This window comes from Niabella digestorum, assembly GCF_036409055.1.
In the GTDB taxonomy this organism is placed as follows: Bacteria; Bacteroidota; Bacteroidia; order Chitinophagales; family Chitinophagaceae; genus Niabella; species Niabella composti.
In genome coordinates, this window is record NZ_JAZGLY010000001.1 from 350,252 (window position 1) to 365,573 (window position 15,322).

A 15,322-nucleotide genomic window follows, 5' to 3' on the forward strand; every position below is an offset into this window, starting at 1 on the left:
AAGTTGTTATATTCTACTCACTTCTCCTACTAGAAATACACTGCCGCATACTACAATCAAATCATTTGTATGTGCATGTGCTTTAGCTTCGGCAATGGCTTCGTCGACCGATGAATAACATTTCCCTTGTAAATTATAATGGGCAGCTTTAGCTTTCAGTGCTTCTGCAGATAATGCACGAGGTATATGTGCGTTAGTAAAATAATAAGTAGCATATGGAGGGAGCATTTTTAATACCTGGTCCACATCTTTATCCTTTACCATTCCTATAACCATGTGTAAATGATGATAAGAGGTTATTTCTAGCTGATTGAGTAATTCCTGTATGCCATTTACATTATGGGCTACATCCAACACGATTTGCGGGTGTTGGTGCACTACTTCCCAGCGCCCTTGAAGACCTGTATGTTTTTTTACATGTTTAAGACCTTCCGCAATGTGCCGCTCGCTAATATTCCAGCCGCGTTGTTGCATTTGTCTGCACGATTCTAATACGGTGAGAAGATTTTTAAGCTGGTATTGTCCGGTTAAGTCCAACAAATAAGCCTGATGATCGGTTTTATCTTTTATGGCCACCTCCACTTTTAAAAAATGGTTGTCGGATTGCCAGTTCGCAATTTGAAAGTGCTCTGTAGCAAAAGTTATAGGAGCTTGCTGTTCTGCCGCTTTTTGGACAAATACGCCTGATGTTTCCTCTTGTTTTTCGCCCATTACTACGGGGATATGGGGTTTGATGATTCCGGCTTTTTCTGTGGCGATCTTTTCCAAAGTATCACCCAGCATCTGCATATGGTCGTACCCGATGTTGGTAATAATGGAAAGTTCAGGAGTGATGATATTAGTGCTATCCAGTCTGCCGCCCAGTCCAGTCTCAATAACAGCAATATCTGTCTTGCATTTATCAAAGTAATATAAGGCCATCGCTACAGTAATTTCAAAAAAACTGGGATGCAGCGATTCTATTAATGACTGTGCTTTTGCTACGAAAGCTACCACTTCGTCTTCCTCCATCATGACGCCGTTTACCCGTATGCGCTCCTTAAAATCTTTTAAGTGTGGAGATGTGTATAACCCTGTTTTGTATCCGCCGGTTTGTAATATAGACGCCAGCATATGACTTACCGAACCTTTACCATTTGTGCCGGCTATATGGATGTATTTATTTTTCTGATAGGGAATGTTCAATTGTTCGCAAAGGGCTATAATATTGGCGAATCCGGGTTTGATAGCTTCTTTGCCAATGCGGCTGAACATGGGCAATTGCTGATATAAGTAATCGATGGTTTCTTGATAATTCATAAGCAAAAATAACGGAGTTATGTTGTGAGTGATGAAAAACTTCGTATCGATTGCGAGCTTGCCGATGGGCTGCTGTACGCGATATTTAATACTATATATATCATCAGATAATGAAAAATAAAATACTTTTGGCGCATGAAGAAAGTTGCGATTATTGTTGCCGGTGGATCGGGCAGAAGAATGGGAACGGATTTACCCAAGCAGTTTTTATTGGTACATAATAAACCTGTCTTGTATTACACCCTGCAGACTTTTTTATCGGCATATGATGATATGCAGGTAGTACTAGTGCTTGGTGAGGAATATGTGGATATGGGGCGAGAGATCATTGATGCTTGGTTTGATAATGAACGCATCAAAATAACTATAGGCGGGCCCACCCGCTTCGACTCCGTGAAAAACGGACTAGCTTTAGTAGAAGAAGAGTCTATCATATTTGTGCATGATGCGGTACGCTGCACCGTCTCCAAGGAGCTTATCCAACGTTGTTACGAAACAGCATTAGAAACAGGAAGTGCAGTGCCGGCTATTAAATGTAGCGATAGTCTGCGTTTGTTAGGTGAAGACGGAAACAGTGAAGCATTAAACAGAGAGAAGGTAGTGCTAATTCAGACACCTCAGGTGTTTCATAGCAAAATATTATTACCCGCTTTTAATATCGATTATAAAGATTGGTTTACCGATGAGGCTACGGTAGTAGAAGCTTTCGGAATGAAAGTATCTTTAGTAGAAGGTGAAAAAAATAATATCAAAATCACCCACCCACTGGATTTAGAAATTGCAGCTCGAATTATACAACCTTAACGGGAAATACGGTTGTTGCCAATTTTCTCCAGAATCTGGTGTGCTACATCCATCGCTTTCAGGCCGTCTATCTCGTTTACGATAGGCTGGGTATTGTTGAGGATAGCATCTCTAAATTCTTCCAGTTCTTTTTTGATAGCATTCACTTGGGGAACTGGAGGGTTGGCGATGGCGATGGTTTTATTACCGGAAGGAGTAGCAATGTCGAAAGAGAATACATCTTTATCCTGCGGTTCCTTAAGTTTGATGATTTCTGTTTTCTTGTCTAGAAAATCAATGCCAATGTAAGCATCTTTTTGGAAGATGCGCATCTTTCTCATTTTCTTCATGGAGATGCGGCTAGAGGTAAGGTTGGCTACACATCCATTATCAAATTCAATCCGCACATTAGCAATATCGGGTGTTTCGGTCATTACTGCCACGCCGCTAGCTGATATCTTTTTTACATCGCTTTTCACGATGCTGAGAATGATGTCAATGTCATGAATCATCAGATCCAGTATTACGCTTACTTCTGTACCACGAGGATTGAACTGTGCTAATCTGTGTACTTCTATAAACATCGGGTTGAGTGACACCTCTTTCAGCGCCAAAAAAGCTGGATTAAATCTTTCCACATGACCTACCTGTAGCTTAATGTTGGATTCTTTGGCCAGTTTTACCAGTTGACGGGCTTCGTCCATCGTGTGGGCAAAAGGTTTTTCAACAAAAACATGCTTGCCCAGTTTGATAGCTCGTTCGCACCATTCGTAGTGGAAGTTGGTAGGAGTAACAATGTCGATGGCATCACAAAGCTGGAGGAATTCATCCACGTCGAAGAATCGTTTCAACTTGTATTTTTCAGCTACTTCGGTAGCTACTTCGTCGTTGGGGTCTACAAAGCCCACAACTTCTACATTGTTTATTTCGAGCCAGTTATTCAGGTGAAATTTTCCCAAATGGCCAACTCCTACTACTCCAACTTTAAGCATAGCCAAAAGTATTCATTTTTAATCAAAAATAGGTTAGGCGCCCTAAAAGCAAAAAAGCAGATTTCTACGAAAGAAACCTGCTTTTTTGTTGACCCATAAGGATTCGAACCTTAACAGACAGAACCAAAATCTGTAGTGCTACCGTTACACCATGGGTCATTACCATCTCCGATCTTCAATCGGGTTGCAAAAATAAGTATTTCGAATATTTCAAGCAAAAGGTTTTTTAAAAAAAATTTCAAAGCTTAATTTCAGGAATAAGATTGGGTTCTTTATGGCCTTATGAGTTAGATTTGTAATAATTATTAACGCATTAAATCCGAAAAGCACATGAAAGTAACCGTAATAGGAGCCGGGGCAGTGGGGGCCACCTGTGCCGATAATATAGCCCGCAAAGAGCTCGCCTCCGAAGTTGTTTTATTAGACATTAAGGAAGGTGTGGCCGAAGGGAAGGCAATTGATATGATGCAGACTGCCGCACTGTTAGGCTTTGATACCAAGATCAAAGGGGTTACCAACGATTATGCGGCTACTGCCAATTCAGACGTGGTAGTAATCACTTCCGGTATGCCACGCAAACCGGGCATGACGCGCGAGGAACTCATTGGCGTCAATGCCGGTATTGTTAAAAGTGTTACTGAAAATATTCTCAAATATTCCGCAGAGCCCATCATTATAGTTGTATCCAATCCTATGGATACCATGAATTATCTTACTTATAAAACCTCGGGACTTCCCAAGAACAAGGTAATTGGTATGGGAGGAGCGCTGGATTCAGCACGTTTTCGTTATTATCTAAGCCAAGAGCTAAAGTGCTCTCCGGCTGATTTAAATGCGGTAGTTATTGGTGGGCATGGCGATACAACCATGATTCCTTTGATTAAGCATGCTACATGGGGAAGCAAGCCTGTTGTGGATTTTCTATCTGAAGAACAACAGAAAAAAATTGTAGCCGATACTATGGTAGGTGGTGCTACGCTCACAAAGCTTATCGGAACATCGGCATGGTACGCACCGGGTGCAGGAACTGCAGCAATGGTAGAAAGTATTTTACGTGATGAGAAAAAATTGATCTCCTGTGGAGTGTATCTCGAAGGGGAGTATGGGCAGCAAGATATATCCTTAGTTGTACCCGTAGTACTGGGAAGAAACGGTTGGGAGCAGATTGTTGAGCTCGATCTTAGTGAAGAAGAAAAGGCTGCATTCCAAAAGAGTGCTGATGCCGTAAGAACAATGAATGATGTGCTGAAAACATTATAAAGGATTTTTTAGGCTAATGCTCCGGTAACAGCCGGAGCTTTTTTGTATATTTATGCTAATAAGAAGAACAGATGCAACAACAATACACCGCCTCTATTTTTTTGTATCTATCCTTACTATAACTTTTACCCTGTGCGTTTATGCTCAACCCCAACTAAAACCGGGTTTTGATGCGGAAGAATATTTGGCGTTACTGTCGCTAAATTTTTATGGCAACAGTATTGCCGACTCTAATGTAAGAAAAACGCAAAAAGATGTTTACACTAAATTGTATACCTCGCCTGAAGTAGGACTTAAAAATCAATGGAGCCTTTATCTGCGTGAGGACAATGTGGCGGCGATAACAGTGCGCGGTACGGTAGCAAGTCCGGTAAGCTGGTCGGCTAATTTTTACGCAGCTATGATAGCAGCTCAAGGAACCTTACAGCTGAACGATACTACTCTTTTTTCATATAAGCTGGCTGCAGATAAGCAGGCTTATGTGCATGTAGGGTGGACGGTAGCCCTAGCTTCCATGGCTCCAGATATAGTTGCCAAGATAAAAGATTTATACGGCAAAGGAGTGCGCCATTTTTATCTATCTGGTCATAGTCAGGGTGGAGCCATTACTTACTTGTTACGATCTTATCTGTATTATCTACAACAAGATGGAACACTACCTAACGATATTGTTTTTAAAACCTATTGCAGTGCGGCTCCCAAACCCGGTAACATGTTTTATGCTTATGATTATGAGTTTATCAACCGGGGTGGCTGGGCCTTTACTGTAGTAAATCGGTCCGATTGGGTTCCGGAGTCTCCCTATACCATACAACGGCTTCAAGATATGAACGATCTAAATCCTTTAATACACACTAAGAGTTTGCTGAAGAAGCAGTCGTTACTGGTAAGAATTGTAGGAGGTGCTTTGTATAACAAATTGTATCGAAAGCCGCGCAAGGCGCAGGAAGTGTATACCCACTATTTAGGTAAGGTTTTGTATAAAAAGTCTATCAATAAGGAATTAAAGGACTTTAAGGAACCGGAGTACGTGGCATCGGTAAACTATATGCGAGCAGGCACTCCTATTGTACTAATGCCCGATGAGGAGTACCACCAGATTTTTAAAGAAAAGGACTCTGAGTTTAAGGATTATTTTGTGCATCATCAGTTTGACGCATACTATTTATTGATAAAGAAGCAATACCTGAACCAGTAATAGTGAAAGATATCCTTAATACGCTTATAATAATTGCAGTAACTCCCATCCCATCATCTTACTTCGCTGAAAAATAATTTATGCCTCAGTGTTCCTGAATGCGATGGGCGGCTGATTCAAAAAACTGTTCTAATGCACTAAACATGTTTTTAAAAGCCGGTATAATGCTGCCCAAACTTTCGATAGTAAAGGATCCCAAAGATTTTAGAAAGGGATAGGTAAAAGACGCTTCTATATAACTTGCAGAAAGCAACTTGAGTTGTGTAATGTAAAATAATAGAATGGCGACAGGAGTAAGGTAGATGAGTACAAAAAACACCATGCCGCCAAGTCGGTTAAAAATGCCCAAAAATAATTTTTCAGATACATTATGCACAATGGACGATAATGAGCGTACCAGTAGTGCTACTACTGCAAATACGAGTAGGAAGGCAACAAACGGAACCCAGCGACCAGTAAGGTTAGCCGCTGAGCCAATTTTTTCCGCAAAAACGGAAGACAGTTTCATTGCTGCCGCCAGGCCTACGATGATCGCCAGAAAAGAGCAGACGCCCACAATCAACCCCTGACGTAATCCCCTGATGGCAGCAAGAACTCCAATGATGATGACTATAATGTCGATAACCAAGTGAAAAGCTTTTAAGTGATTACTATAACCTTGGTTTAAGACGCCAACAATTCTTTTACAATGCCGGAGATAGTCTTGCCATCAGCTTTTCCAGCCAAAGCCTTAGTAGCAACACCCATTACTTTCCCCATATCAGCAGGAGAGTTAGCACCTACTTCGGCAATGATTTTCTGTAATTCGATGCGCAGTTCCTCGGGCGAAAGTTGTGCCGGCAGGTATTTTTCGATAATAGCTATTTCAGCTTTTTCTTTCGCTGCCAGATCTGGCCGGTTTTGCTTTTCATAAATCTCCAGCGAGTCTTTTCTTTGTTTTACTAGTCTTTGTAAGAGTTTAATTTCGTCATCCTCACTTAATTCTCCGGAGGCTCCTTCTGCAGTTTTGGCCAGTAAAATGGCTGCTTTAATAGCTCTTAATCCGTTTAAAGCATCAGCATCCTTGGCCAGCATGGCGGCCTTAATATCGGCATTAATGGTTTGTTCTAATGACATATCAAATGTTTTAGGGTAAGCCAATTAAAGGGTAATAAAGTTATTACTTTCCGATTTTTATTTATCGGTTGCAGGTTTGTTTTTATTCTTTTTACCTAGGTATTTCAGATTTCTTACTTCTCTTTCTGTTAAGAAGCGGAACTTGCCGCGGGGAACATTTTTCTTGGTAAGCCCGGCAAACATTACTCTATCTAGGTTTTTTACCTTATAGCCCAAGCTTTCAAAAATGCGGCGTACAATGCGGTTACGGCCACTATGAATTTCTATACCTATCTGTGTTTTGTCCTTCAGGTCACTATATGCCAACACATCCACATAAGCCGGTCCGTCTTCCAATATCACGCCTTTGAGTATTTTATCAAAGTCGGCTTTTGCCAACGGTTTGTCCAGCGTTACAGCATACACTTTTTTCACTTCACTGCTGGGATGTGTAAGTTGTTGGGCCAGCTCCCCATCGTTTGTAATCAGCAAAACCCCCGAAGTATTTCTATCCAAGCGACCAACCGGGTAAACTCTTTCGGTAGTTACTCCTTTTATGAGGTCTAGAACAGTTTTGCGTTTTTTGGGGTCCTCAGTAGTGGTAATATAATCTTTGGGTTTGTTAAGCAGAATATATACTAGCGTTTTGCTGGGTACCACCTTTTTCCCGTTAGCGATGACCACATCGCCATCCTGTACTTTGTATCCCGGCTCGGTGATAACTTTCCCGTTTACTTTAACTAATCCGTCTTTTATCAGCTGGGCCGCGTCTCTTCTACTACAGATACCGCCATGGGCGATATACTTATTGAGCGGCATTTTTTCCTTAATCGCGGGCCGTTCTATTACTGCAGCTTTGGCCTTTTGTTGGGCCGCTTCTTTTTTCTTTTGTTCAAAGAAAGCAGCGCGCTCCTGTTTTTGTTTTCTTTTTTCTTGCTTGATAGCTTCTTTTATTGCAGCGTTGCTTTTTTTGAGAACGAATTTTGCAAAGCGGGGGTCAATTTTTGCCATTATAAATTTTTTTGCTGTTTTTCAACAGTAGATGAATGGCTGCAAAGATACTTCTATTGGGCGTAAAAAAGCCACCTTTTAGAGGTGGCTGTAATGATTAGATGAAAATGAGATTAATTTTCTTTCTTCTTATTTCTTTGAGGGCCGTTCCAGTCTCCTCTTTCTTTCATTTTTGCTGCCAGTTTTTCCTGCTGTTCTTTTGTTAATACGGCATTGATTTTTTCTTGTCTTTCTTGCATTAATGCTCTCATTTTTTCTCTTCTGGCATCATCGGTCAGTGAGTTATCGTTTCTCAATGCCATCATTTTTTCTCTTTGCTCATCATTGATGGCTTTAATTTTACCTTCTTGTTCCTGGGTCAGGTTCAGGTCCTTATAAATGACCATCATATTCCCGCCTCCAGGCCCCCGACGTTCCCCACGGGCTTCTTTTTTATCTTCTTTTGCTGGAGCATTTTGTGCATAGGTAGATGTAAGGCTAAAAGCGCCTATGATTGCTACTAGGAGAATTGTTTTTTTCATATTTCTGTTTTTTAAAATGTATTGTTAAAAACTTTTATAAAGCAATTTTATTTATAGTTATGCATTGCTAGGCTTGTGTGGGCGGCGATGTTTTCTATATTGCTGCCAAATCGCTTTTTGTTCCTCTGTTAATATTTTATCTACTTCAGCACTATGCTGTTTCCTCAATGCTTCAAACTGATGACGTCTTTCATCTGCGTTAAGAGCGGTATTATGCCTGATATCTAATGCTTTCTTTTTAGTATCCAGCATAATGGCTTTTAATTTTTGTTTCTGACTGTCAGTCAATCGTAAGGAGTCCGCATAGGCATTAGATGCTTTTTTTGAAAACTTCCTGCTCTTGGTGTAGCCATCCTTTGACCAGCCGTGAGCTCCTCGGCGAGCCCATTTCGCAAATCCTCTTTTTTTACGATACTCTTTGTAGGACTGTAGTTTTTTGTCAATTAGCTCTTTTTGCTGGGGCGTCAGTACATTTTTTCTCTTATCACTAAATTCAGCCCTTACTGCGGCCAGTTGTTTTCTTTTTTCCTCTTTGGAAAGACTGCTGTCTTTTGCAATAGCCTTTAACTTGTCTCTCATATTTGTGTTGAGCGTTTGTAGCTCTTTTTGCTGTTGCTCAGACAGATTCAGCTCTTTCGAAAAATGGTCTTTTTTGATATGGCGATAGGTGCGAGGACGTTCTTTTACAGAAGAAACCTCCTGAGCATTAATGAAAGTAGCACTTGCCAATACTATAGCTAAAAGACCAGATTTTAATAAATGTAGTGTCTCCATATGTACTCTATTTTTAAGTAAGATGAAGGTTGTACCTGAAAGGTTTTACATCATATTGTTAAGATTTATAGAAACCTTAAATGTGACTTTTCGTAATGAGCATGGTTTAATAGGCTAAATTCTCCCAAATGATAATTTTATGTGAAAGCTTTAGGTACCTATTCGTAACTTGCGCCCATGCAGGATTACTTACAAGGATTGAATGAAAGACAGCGGGAGGCGGTATTGCATATACATGGCCCGATCATGATTATTGCAGGAGCGGGAAGCGGAAAAACCAAAGTGCTTACCACGCGAATCGCACACTTAATGGCTAGTGGGGTGGATGCTTTCAATATTCTGGCATTGACTTTCACTAATAAGGCCGCTAAGGAAATGAAGGAGCGGGTGGAACATATCTTAGGTAATAATGAAGCTCGCAATTTATATATAGGTACTTTTCACAGTGTATTTGCGCGGATTTTAAGAGCCGATGCTCACCGGCTGGGCTATCCTAACAATTTTACTATTTATGACACCGATGATGCCAAAAGCGTGGTGAAAACCGTAATCAATGAAATGCATCTTGATGACAAACTGTATAAGCCGGCTACGGTTTACAACCGCATTTCGGCTGCCAAGAATGCATTGGTTACCCCTCTAGATTACGCCAACGACTATTACATACAACAAGAAGATATGCGGGCTAATCGACCGGCACTTGCAAAAATTTATGATGCTTATTGCAAGCGGTGCTTTAAGAACGGCGCGATGGATTTTGATGACCTTTTGCTGAAGTTTTATGAGTTGTTAAAAACCTTTCCGGACTTGCTGAGTAAGTACCAGCATAAGTTTAAATTTATTTTAATTGATGAGTATCAGGATACTAACCCGGCTCAGTATGCAATTATTAAAATGCTGGGAGCCATGCATGAGAATGTATGCGTAGTAGGGGATGATGCGCAGAGTATTTACAGTTTCCGTGGGGCTACTATTCAAAATATATTACAGTTTCAGAAAGATTATGATGATGTGAAGGTGGTAAAGCTGGAACAAAATTATCGTAGTACTCAGAACATCATCAATGCAGCCAACTCCGTCATCAGCAAAAATAAGGGGCAAATTCCCAAGGTATTATTTACCGAGAATGCTAGTGGAGAAAAAATCAAAGTTGTCAAGACGATGTCTGACAATGATGAGGGAAAGTTTATAGCTGACACTATTCAGGAGCAGAAATTGCGGAATCATTTTGCCAACAAAGATTTTGCTATTCTGTATCGTACCAATGCCCAAAGCCGTGCTTTTGAGGAGGCATTGAGGCGTTTGAACATTCCTTATACTATTTATGGAGGGATTAGCTTCTATCAGCGAAAGGAAATAAAAGACCTGTTAGCCTATCTGCGATTAATCATCAATACTAAGGATGAGGAAGCGCTAAAACGCATTATCAATTATCCTACCCGCGGCATTGGTAAGACTACGGTAGATAAGATTATTCTTTTAGCTAATACGCATAATATTACCATGTGGGAGGTGCTAGAAAATGCACCTCAGTTTGGGTTCAGGTCAGGAACACTGGAAGCCATCAATGAGTTTGTGACCATGATTAAGAGCTTCATTAGCATGCTGGGTAAGCATAATGCCTATGAAGTGGCTTTCCACGTTGGTAAACAAACGAACCTGGTAAAAGAGCTATTCAATGATAAGAGTACCGAAGGACTTCAGAAGTATGAAAACATTCAGGAATTGCTGAACTCCATCAAAGAATGGGTCGAAAGCCCGGATAACGAGGAAGGTGAAGTTGTAGATAAAACCTTGGGTGCCTATCTGCAACAGATTACCCTGCTTACCGATGCGGACGAAAAAGATCCTGATGCTGATACGGTAAAACTAATGACCATTCACGCGGCGAAAGGATTGGAGTTCGAATGTGTATTTGCGGCCGGATTGGAGGAAATGTTGTTCCCCAATGTTATGAGTATTAATACAAGAGAAGAACTCGAAGAAGAACGTCGTTTATTTTATGTAGTCATTACCCGGGCTAAGAAAAAACTCTGGATAACTTATGCACATACCCGATATAAATTCGGCTCTTTGGTGCAAAACGAACCTAGCCGCTTTATCGAAGAGCTGCCGGAAGAGTTTTTGGACAGAACTTATGCCGGCGGAGGAACACGCTTGTTATCATCCTTCTCTCCAGGAGGCAGCGCTTTTGACCGCTTGAATGGAGGTTGGGGGCAGGATACCGTACTGGATGCAGAAAGAAAATACGGACCACCCCCCTCTAAAAAGACCACACCATCTTATCTCTCTCCCAAACCGGAGCCTAAGGTAAAAGAACATACCCCTACACCGGGTTTTGTTGCAAGTGATGTTTCGGAAATACAGGTGGGCAAACGGGTAGAGCATCAGAAATTTGGTTTTGGGGAGGTGATTAAAATGGAGGGGGCCAGCCATAATCCTATGGCGTTGATCAGATTTGAGCATAATGGCGAGAAAAAGATCTTACTTAACTATGCAAAACTTAGAGTGGTGGAATAGGGTTTTGAAAATAACTCCCTTTGGTTATCGAGCTTTGCTTTCATAGGGAATGAAGACGATTAATTGAATTATTATATTTCTTAAAGACGGATATTTGCGTTTTTAATTACACTATGTCGTTTATTACGAAAGAGTATAGCATACAGGATATAGATAGTGTGGCAAAGTGGTTTTGGAACCAGGTGAAAGATCATAAAGTAATTGCACTGCACGGTAATATGGGTGCAGGCAAAACAACACTGGTGAGTGCGGTATGCAAGTTGCTGGGTGTTCAGGATGCAGTAAGTAGCCCTACTTTCTCTATTATTAATGAGTATATGTATTCGCATAATGAAGCGCAAGATGTAATATTTCATATTGATTTATATAGATTAAAAGACGAGGAAGAAGCCATTCAGGCTGGAGTGGAAGACTGCCTATATAGTGGCAATTATTGCTTTGTGGAATGGCCGGAGCGTATACCAGACTTATTACCTCCGGATGCGATACATGTATATCTACATCAGGATGAAGGTAATACCCGTACTATTGAAATTACGCAATAAGAACCGAAAAGATTCAGTAAGTTTGAAGAAGGTAACCTTTCAAAATGGCATCCATTATAAACCCGAATTTTATAGCACACCATTGTACATATGAGTAAAAAGAAGCCTATCGTTAGCCCGTCATTTAGCTATGAAACACTAGAGGAAACACTGGATATAAAAGTGAAAGGTTCAGGAATGACGATTGGCATACCTAAGGAAATTGCATTTCAAGAAAACAGAGTGGCGTTGACACCGGATGCAGTAAGTGTATTAGTGAATAATGGACACACCGTGGTTCTGGAACATAATGCGGGAGACGCTTCCCATTTCAGAGACCAAGAATATAGCGATGCAGGTGCTAAGATTGTTTATAGCCGCGAAGAAGTTTTTAAAGCCCCTATATTGGTAAAGAGTGCGCCGGTTGTGGAGGAGGATTTGCCATTGCTGCAGATGAATCAATGCATTATATCTCCTTTGCATTTATCCGTGCTCAGGCAGGAGGTATTGTGTACGATGATGCAGAAGAAAATAACGGCTATCTCCTTCGAAAATCTTAAAGATGATTCTGACTCCTATCCCATAGTGCGTAGTATGAGTGAGATTGCCGGTAGTGCGGTGATGTTGATTGCAGCACAGTATTTAAGCTCTGCCAATCATGGAAAAGGGGTATTGCTCGGAGGAATTTCCGGAATTGCACCTACCAAGGTGATTATTATTGGGGCAGGAATTGTAGGAGAGTATGCAGCCCGAGCCGCACTGGCACTCGGTGCCTCGGTAAAAGTATTTGATAATAATGTTAGTCGATTAAAACGCTTGCAGAATACTATTGGACAACGTCTGTGGACCTCGGTTATTGAACCTAAACTGCTGGCTAAGCAATTACGCACTTGCGAAGTGGCTGTAGGTGCTCTGGCCAATCAGAACGGCCGTACGCCTATGGTCGTTACAGAAGAAATGGTCAGCGGTATGCGTCCCGGCTCGGTAATCATTGATGCAAGCATTGATCGTGGCGGATGTTTTGAGACATCAGAAGTGACTTCACATGAGGCACCTATTTTTATAAAATACGGTGTGATTCATTATTGTGTACCCAATATCCCTTCGGGCTTTTCACGCACAGCATCTCAGGCTATTAGTAATGTATTAATGCCTCTACTGATTGAGGCCGGTGAGGCTGGAGGTGTCGAAGAATTGGCTTGGCATAAAGTACATTTACGTCATGGTATTTATCTATTTAAAGGATACCTGACCAATTTCTATCTTAGCCAACGTTTTGATCTTAAGTACACAGACTTGAACTTGCTTATTGCAAGCCAAAGGTGAACATCCTGTTAGAATAATAAAGATTATTAATAAAAGCACGAGGCATTTTGCTTCGTGCTTTTATTTGCAAACTCAATTATAATTACTTTTCAAATATTACTATATCATCTCCCTGCGCCATGATTACCCTGGATGCGAGGTTAAGGAATAAGCCATGTTCAACTACTCCTACGATATTATTGATTTGTTTTTCTAATGCAGTAGGATCTTCAATAAGCCCGAAATCCGCATCAATAATGTAATTGCCTTGATCTGTTTGATATGGTTGATCTTCTTTTTTGCGTACAATTCCTTGGCCTCCTAATTTTTGTAACTCGCGGAGAACATAATTGTACGAAAAAGGAATCACTTCTATAGGAACTTTGAATTTCCCCAGTTTGTCTACTTTTTTGGAACTGTCGGTGATGACAATGAATCTTCTGGTCATAGAGGCTACGATTTTTTCTCGTAGCAATGCTCCTCCGCCCCCTTTTATAAGTTCTAGCTTGGGCGTGAACTCATCGGCTCCGTCTATAGTGAGATCAATGTGATCAATGGTATTGATATCTACTAAAGGGATTTGCAGTGAAGCGGCCATCTCGCGTGTGTGCTCTGATGTAGGTACAGCTTGTATCTGTAGGCCTTGTTTTACCAGCTCGCCAGTGGCTTGTATCGCATAGTAGGCAGTGGAACCCGTTCCCAGTCCTACAATCATACCATTTTGAATTTCTTTTACGGCTTCTAATGCCGCTCTTTGTTTTTCGTTGTTGGGGTTCATATTCTTTCTTTATAGTTCGTCGTTAGTGCTTATTCGTTTCAGATTTCGTCATTTAAGACCTCTAGTATGATATGGCATGCTCTTTCTATTTCTTCATCAGTTATTGTCAGGGGGGGACAAATGCGTAAGCAGGATGATGCAAATAAGAACCAGTCTGTCAAAGCTCCCCTTGCAATAATGGCGTCAATGATTTTTTTGTTTGTCTCAAAGTTTTCAAATTCCACAGCCATTAACAGTCCTACATTTCTTACCGCTTGTATTTTTGCGTGTTGTAATGCCGATAAAAAAAGTCCGGCTTTACGGGCGACATCTTCATATAATTTCTCTTGAATCAGCATTTCAAAACTTGCCAGCCCCGCAGCGCAGCAAACCGGATGTCCACCAAATGTGGTGATATGTCCCAATACAGGATTTTCAGCTAATTGCATCATCAAGGCTTTGTCTGCAACAAAAGCGCCCAAAGGCATGCCACCACCGATAGCTTTGCCTAGTAGTAGTATATCCGGTATGACATCAAAGTTTTCAAAGCCCCACAGTTTGCCGGTTCTGCCAAAACCTGTTTGTATCTCATCGAGAATTAGCAGTGTGCCTGTTGTAGTGCATTTGTCTCTCACAGCCTGTATCCAGCCTTTTTCGGGGGCTATAACCCCGGCTTCGGCCTGAACAGTTTCCAGTATTACGCAAGCAGTATCTTCGTCAATTGCTTCTAGCAATGCTTCGCTATTGTAAGGAAGATGAAGAACGCCAGGCAGCAGCGGCCTGAAAGCATTTCGCCAATATTCGCTGCCTATGATACTCAGTGCGCCTTGTGTAGACCCATGATAAGCATTTTTGCAGGCGATAATTTTGGTTCGGTTAGTGGCGCGTTTGGCTAATTTCATAGCTCCTTCCACAGCCTCCGCTCCGGAGTTAGTAAAGTATACCGAATTTAAAGTGGGGGGGAGGTGTTGTACTAGCTGTGTGGCGTACTGTACCTGAGGGGTTTCTACAAATTCGCCGTATACCATAATGTGCATGTAGGCATCCAGTTGTTTCTGAATGGCTTTAATCACCTTCGGATGCCTGTGCCCGGTATTCGCTACACTAATGCCGCCTATCAAATCGATATATGTTTTTCCTGTAGTATCAAACAATAAGCAGCCTTCGGCTCTCACTATCTCCAATGCAAGTGGCGCAGTAGAAGTTTGTGCTACATGTCTTAGAAAAAGTTCTCGTTGATTCATAGCGGGTCAAAAGTAAGAAAAGGATAGCGGTTTAGAGAG

The 15,322-nt window shown here is 41.3% G+C and carries 15 protein-coding genes and 1 tRNA gene; 6 read left to right on the forward strand and 10 right to left on the reverse strand.

The window, feature by feature from the left end:
• Positions 1–6 precede the first annotated feature (6 nt).
• Complete coding sequence (locus tag V2H41_RS01505; RefSeq protein ID WP_330973345.1) at positions 7–1,299, reverse strand: bifunctional folylpolyglutamate synthase/dihydrofolate synthase; 1,293 nt, start codon at positions 1,297–1,299, stop codon at positions 7–9.
• A 135-nt stretch (positions 1,300–1,434) separates the two neighbouring features.
• Here V2H41_RS01505 and V2H41_RS01510 point away from each other — a divergent pair, with 135 nt between their 5' ends.
• Positions 1,435–2,103, forward strand: coding sequence for a 2-C-methyl-D-erythritol 4-phosphate cytidylyltransferase (locus tag V2H41_RS01510; RefSeq protein WP_330973346.1), 669 nt, complete (start codon positions 1,435–1,437; stop codon positions 2,101–2,103).
• Here the strand turns inward: V2H41_RS01510 and V2H41_RS01515 are convergent.
• Positions 2,100–3,074 (reverse strand): Gfo/Idh/MocA family protein, encoded by a 975-nt coding sequence (locus V2H41_RS01515; RefSeq protein WP_330973347.1) that lies wholly within the window; start codon positions 3,072–3,074, stop codon positions 2,100–2,102. The genes V2H41_RS01510 and V2H41_RS01515 overlap by 4 nt on opposite strands.
• Before the next feature lie 88 nt (positions 3,075–3,162).
• Positions 3,163–3,233 (reverse strand) — tRNA-Gln (locus tag V2H41_RS01520).
• A 171-nt stretch (positions 3,234–3,404) separates the two neighbouring features.
• On the opposite strand from V2H41_RS01520, the gene mdh reads away from it, so the two are divergent.
• Positions 3,405–4,334, forward strand: a complete 930-nt coding sequence (gene mdh, locus V2H41_RS01525) for a malate dehydrogenase (protein WP_330973348.1) — start codon at positions 3,405–3,407, stop codon at positions 4,332–4,334.
• 52 nt (positions 4,335–4,386) lie between these two features.
• The gene (locus V2H41_RS01530) at positions 4,387–5,532 is read left to right on the forward strand and encodes a lipase family protein (RefSeq protein WP_330973349.1); all 1,146 of its coding nucleotides are present in this window, start codon (positions 4,387–4,389) and stop codon (positions 5,530–5,532) included.
• 85 nt (positions 5,533–5,617) lie between these two features.
• Here the strand turns inward: V2H41_RS01530 and V2H41_RS01535 are convergent, their stop codons facing one another.
• The 5 genes from V2H41_RS01535 to V2H41_RS01555 form a co-directional block, all read right to left on the reverse strand.
• Positions 5,618–6,160, reverse strand: coding sequence for a CvpA family protein (locus V2H41_RS01535; RefSeq protein WP_330973350.1), 543 nt, complete (start codon positions 6,158–6,160; stop codon positions 5,618–5,620).
• Positions 6,161–6,195: 35 nt separating this feature from the next.
• Complete coding sequence (locus V2H41_RS01540; protein WP_330973351.1) at positions 6,196–6,648, reverse strand: GatB/YqeY domain-containing protein; 453 nt, start codon at positions 6,646–6,648, stop codon at positions 6,196–6,198.
• Between the two features lie 57 nt (positions 6,649–6,705).
• Entirely contained in the window at positions 6,706–7,638 is a 933-nt protein-coding gene (locus V2H41_RS01545) for a pseudouridine synthase (protein ID WP_330973352.1), read from the reverse strand.
• A 113-nt stretch (positions 7,639–7,751) separates the two neighbouring features.
• Positions 7,752–8,159 carry a Spy/CpxP family protein refolding chaperone gene (locus V2H41_RS01550; protein ID WP_330973353.1) on the reverse strand — a complete coding sequence of 136 codons (408 nt, stop codon included), beginning with the start codon at positions 8,157–8,159 and terminating at the stop codon, positions 7,752–7,754.
• Between the two features lie 57 nt (positions 8,160–8,216).
• Complete coding sequence (locus tag V2H41_RS01555) at positions 8,217–8,933, reverse strand: hypothetical protein (protein WP_330973354.1); 717 nt, start codon at positions 8,931–8,933, stop codon at positions 8,217–8,219.
• Between the two features lie 177 nt (positions 8,934–9,110).
• On the opposite strand from V2H41_RS01555, the gene V2H41_RS01560 reads away from it, so the two are divergent.
• The 3 genes from V2H41_RS01560 to V2H41_RS01570 all read left to right on the forward strand — a co-directional run bounded on the left by V2H41_RS01560 (position 9,111) and on the right by V2H41_RS01570 (position 13,303).
• On the forward strand, positions 9,111–11,453 hold the full coding sequence (locus V2H41_RS01560) for an ATP-dependent helicase (protein WP_330973355.1): 2,343 nt from the start codon (positions 9,111–9,113) through the stop codon (positions 11,451–11,453).
• A 113-nt stretch (positions 11,454–11,566) separates the two neighbouring features.
• On the forward strand, positions 11,567–11,998 hold the full coding sequence (gene tsaE / locus V2H41_RS01565) for a tRNA (adenosine(37)-N6)-threonylcarbamoyltransferase complex ATPase subunit type 1 TsaE (protein WP_330973356.1): 432 nt from the start codon (positions 11,567–11,569) through the stop codon (positions 11,996–11,998).
• A 90-nt stretch (positions 11,999–12,088) separates the two neighbouring features.
• Positions 12,089–13,303: an alanine dehydrogenase gene (locus V2H41_RS01570; protein ID WP_330973357.1), complete on the forward strand. Its 1,215-nt coding sequence runs from the start codon at positions 12,089–12,091 to the stop codon at positions 13,301–13,303.
• Positions 13,304–13,385: 82 nt separating this feature from the next.
• Here the strand turns inward: V2H41_RS01570 and rpiA are convergent, their stop codons facing one another.
• Both rpiA and V2H41_RS01580 read right to left on the reverse strand, forming a co-directional pair.
• The gene (gene rpiA, locus V2H41_RS01575; protein WP_330973358.1) at positions 13,386–14,060 is read right to left on the reverse strand and encodes a ribose-5-phosphate isomerase RpiA; all 675 of its coding nucleotides are present in this window, start codon (positions 14,058–14,060) and stop codon (positions 13,386–13,388) included.
• A 38-nt stretch (positions 14,061–14,098) separates the two neighbouring features.
• Complete coding sequence (locus V2H41_RS01580) at positions 14,099–15,283, reverse strand: aspartate aminotransferase family protein (RefSeq protein ID WP_330973359.1); 1,185 nt, start codon at positions 15,281–15,283, stop codon at positions 14,099–14,101.
• Between the last annotated feature and the right edge of the window lie 39 nt (positions 15,284–15,322).

Bases quoted from the DNA above. Each gene is read 5' to 3' on its own strand.
- rpiA (WP_330973358.1), bottom strand. From the start codon at position 14,060: ATGAACCCCAACAACGAAAAACAAAGAGCGGCATTAGAAGCCGTAAAA.
- V2H41_RS01580 (WP_330973359.1), bottom strand. From the start codon at position 15,283: ATGAATCAACGAGAACTTTTTCTAAGACATGTAGCACAAACTTCTACT.
- V2H41_RS01510 (WP_330973346.1), top strand. From the start codon at position 1,435: ATGAAGAAAGTTGCGATTATTGTTGCCGGTGGATCGGGCAGAAGAATG.
- V2H41_RS01540 (WP_330973351.1), bottom strand. From the start codon at position 6,648: ATGTCATTAGAACAAACCATTAATGCCGATATTAAGGCCGCCATGCTG.
- V2H41_RS01550 (WP_330973353.1), bottom strand. From the start codon at position 8,159: ATGAAAAAAACAATTCTCCTAGTAGCAATCATAGGCGCTTTTAGCCTT.
- V2H41_RS01505 (WP_330973345.1), bottom strand. From the start codon at position 1,299: ATGAATTATCAAGAAACCATCGATTACTTATATCAGCAATTGCCCATG.
- V2H41_RS01560 (WP_330973355.1), top strand. From the start codon at position 9,111: ATGCAGGATTACTTACAAGGATTGAATGAAAGACAGCGGGAGGCGGTA.
- V2H41_RS01515 (WP_330973347.1), bottom strand. From the start codon at position 3,074: ATGCTTAAAGTTGGAGTAGTAGGAGTTGGCCATTTGGGAAAATTTCAC.
- mdh (WP_330973348.1), top strand. From the start codon at position 3,405: ATGAAAGTAACCGTAATAGGAGCCGGGGCAGTGGGGGCCACCTGTGCC.
- V2H41_RS01570 (WP_330973357.1), top strand. From the start codon at position 12,089: ATGAGTAAAAAGAAGCCTATCGTTAGCCCGTCATTTAGCTATGAAACA.
- V2H41_RS01555 (WP_330973354.1), bottom strand. From the start codon at position 8,933: ATGGAGACACTACATTTATTAAAATCTGGTCTTTTAGCTATAGTATTG.
- V2H41_RS01545 (WP_330973352.1), bottom strand. From the start codon at position 7,638: ATGGCAAAAATTGACCCCCGCTTTGCAAAATTCGTTCTCAAAAAAAGC.
- V2H41_RS01530 (WP_330973349.1), top strand. From the start codon at position 4,387: ATGCTAATAAGAAGAACAGATGCAACAACAATACACCGCCTCTATTTT.
- tsaE (WP_330973356.1), top strand. From the start codon at position 11,567: ATGTCGTTTATTACGAAAGAGTATAGCATACAGGATATAGATAGTGTG.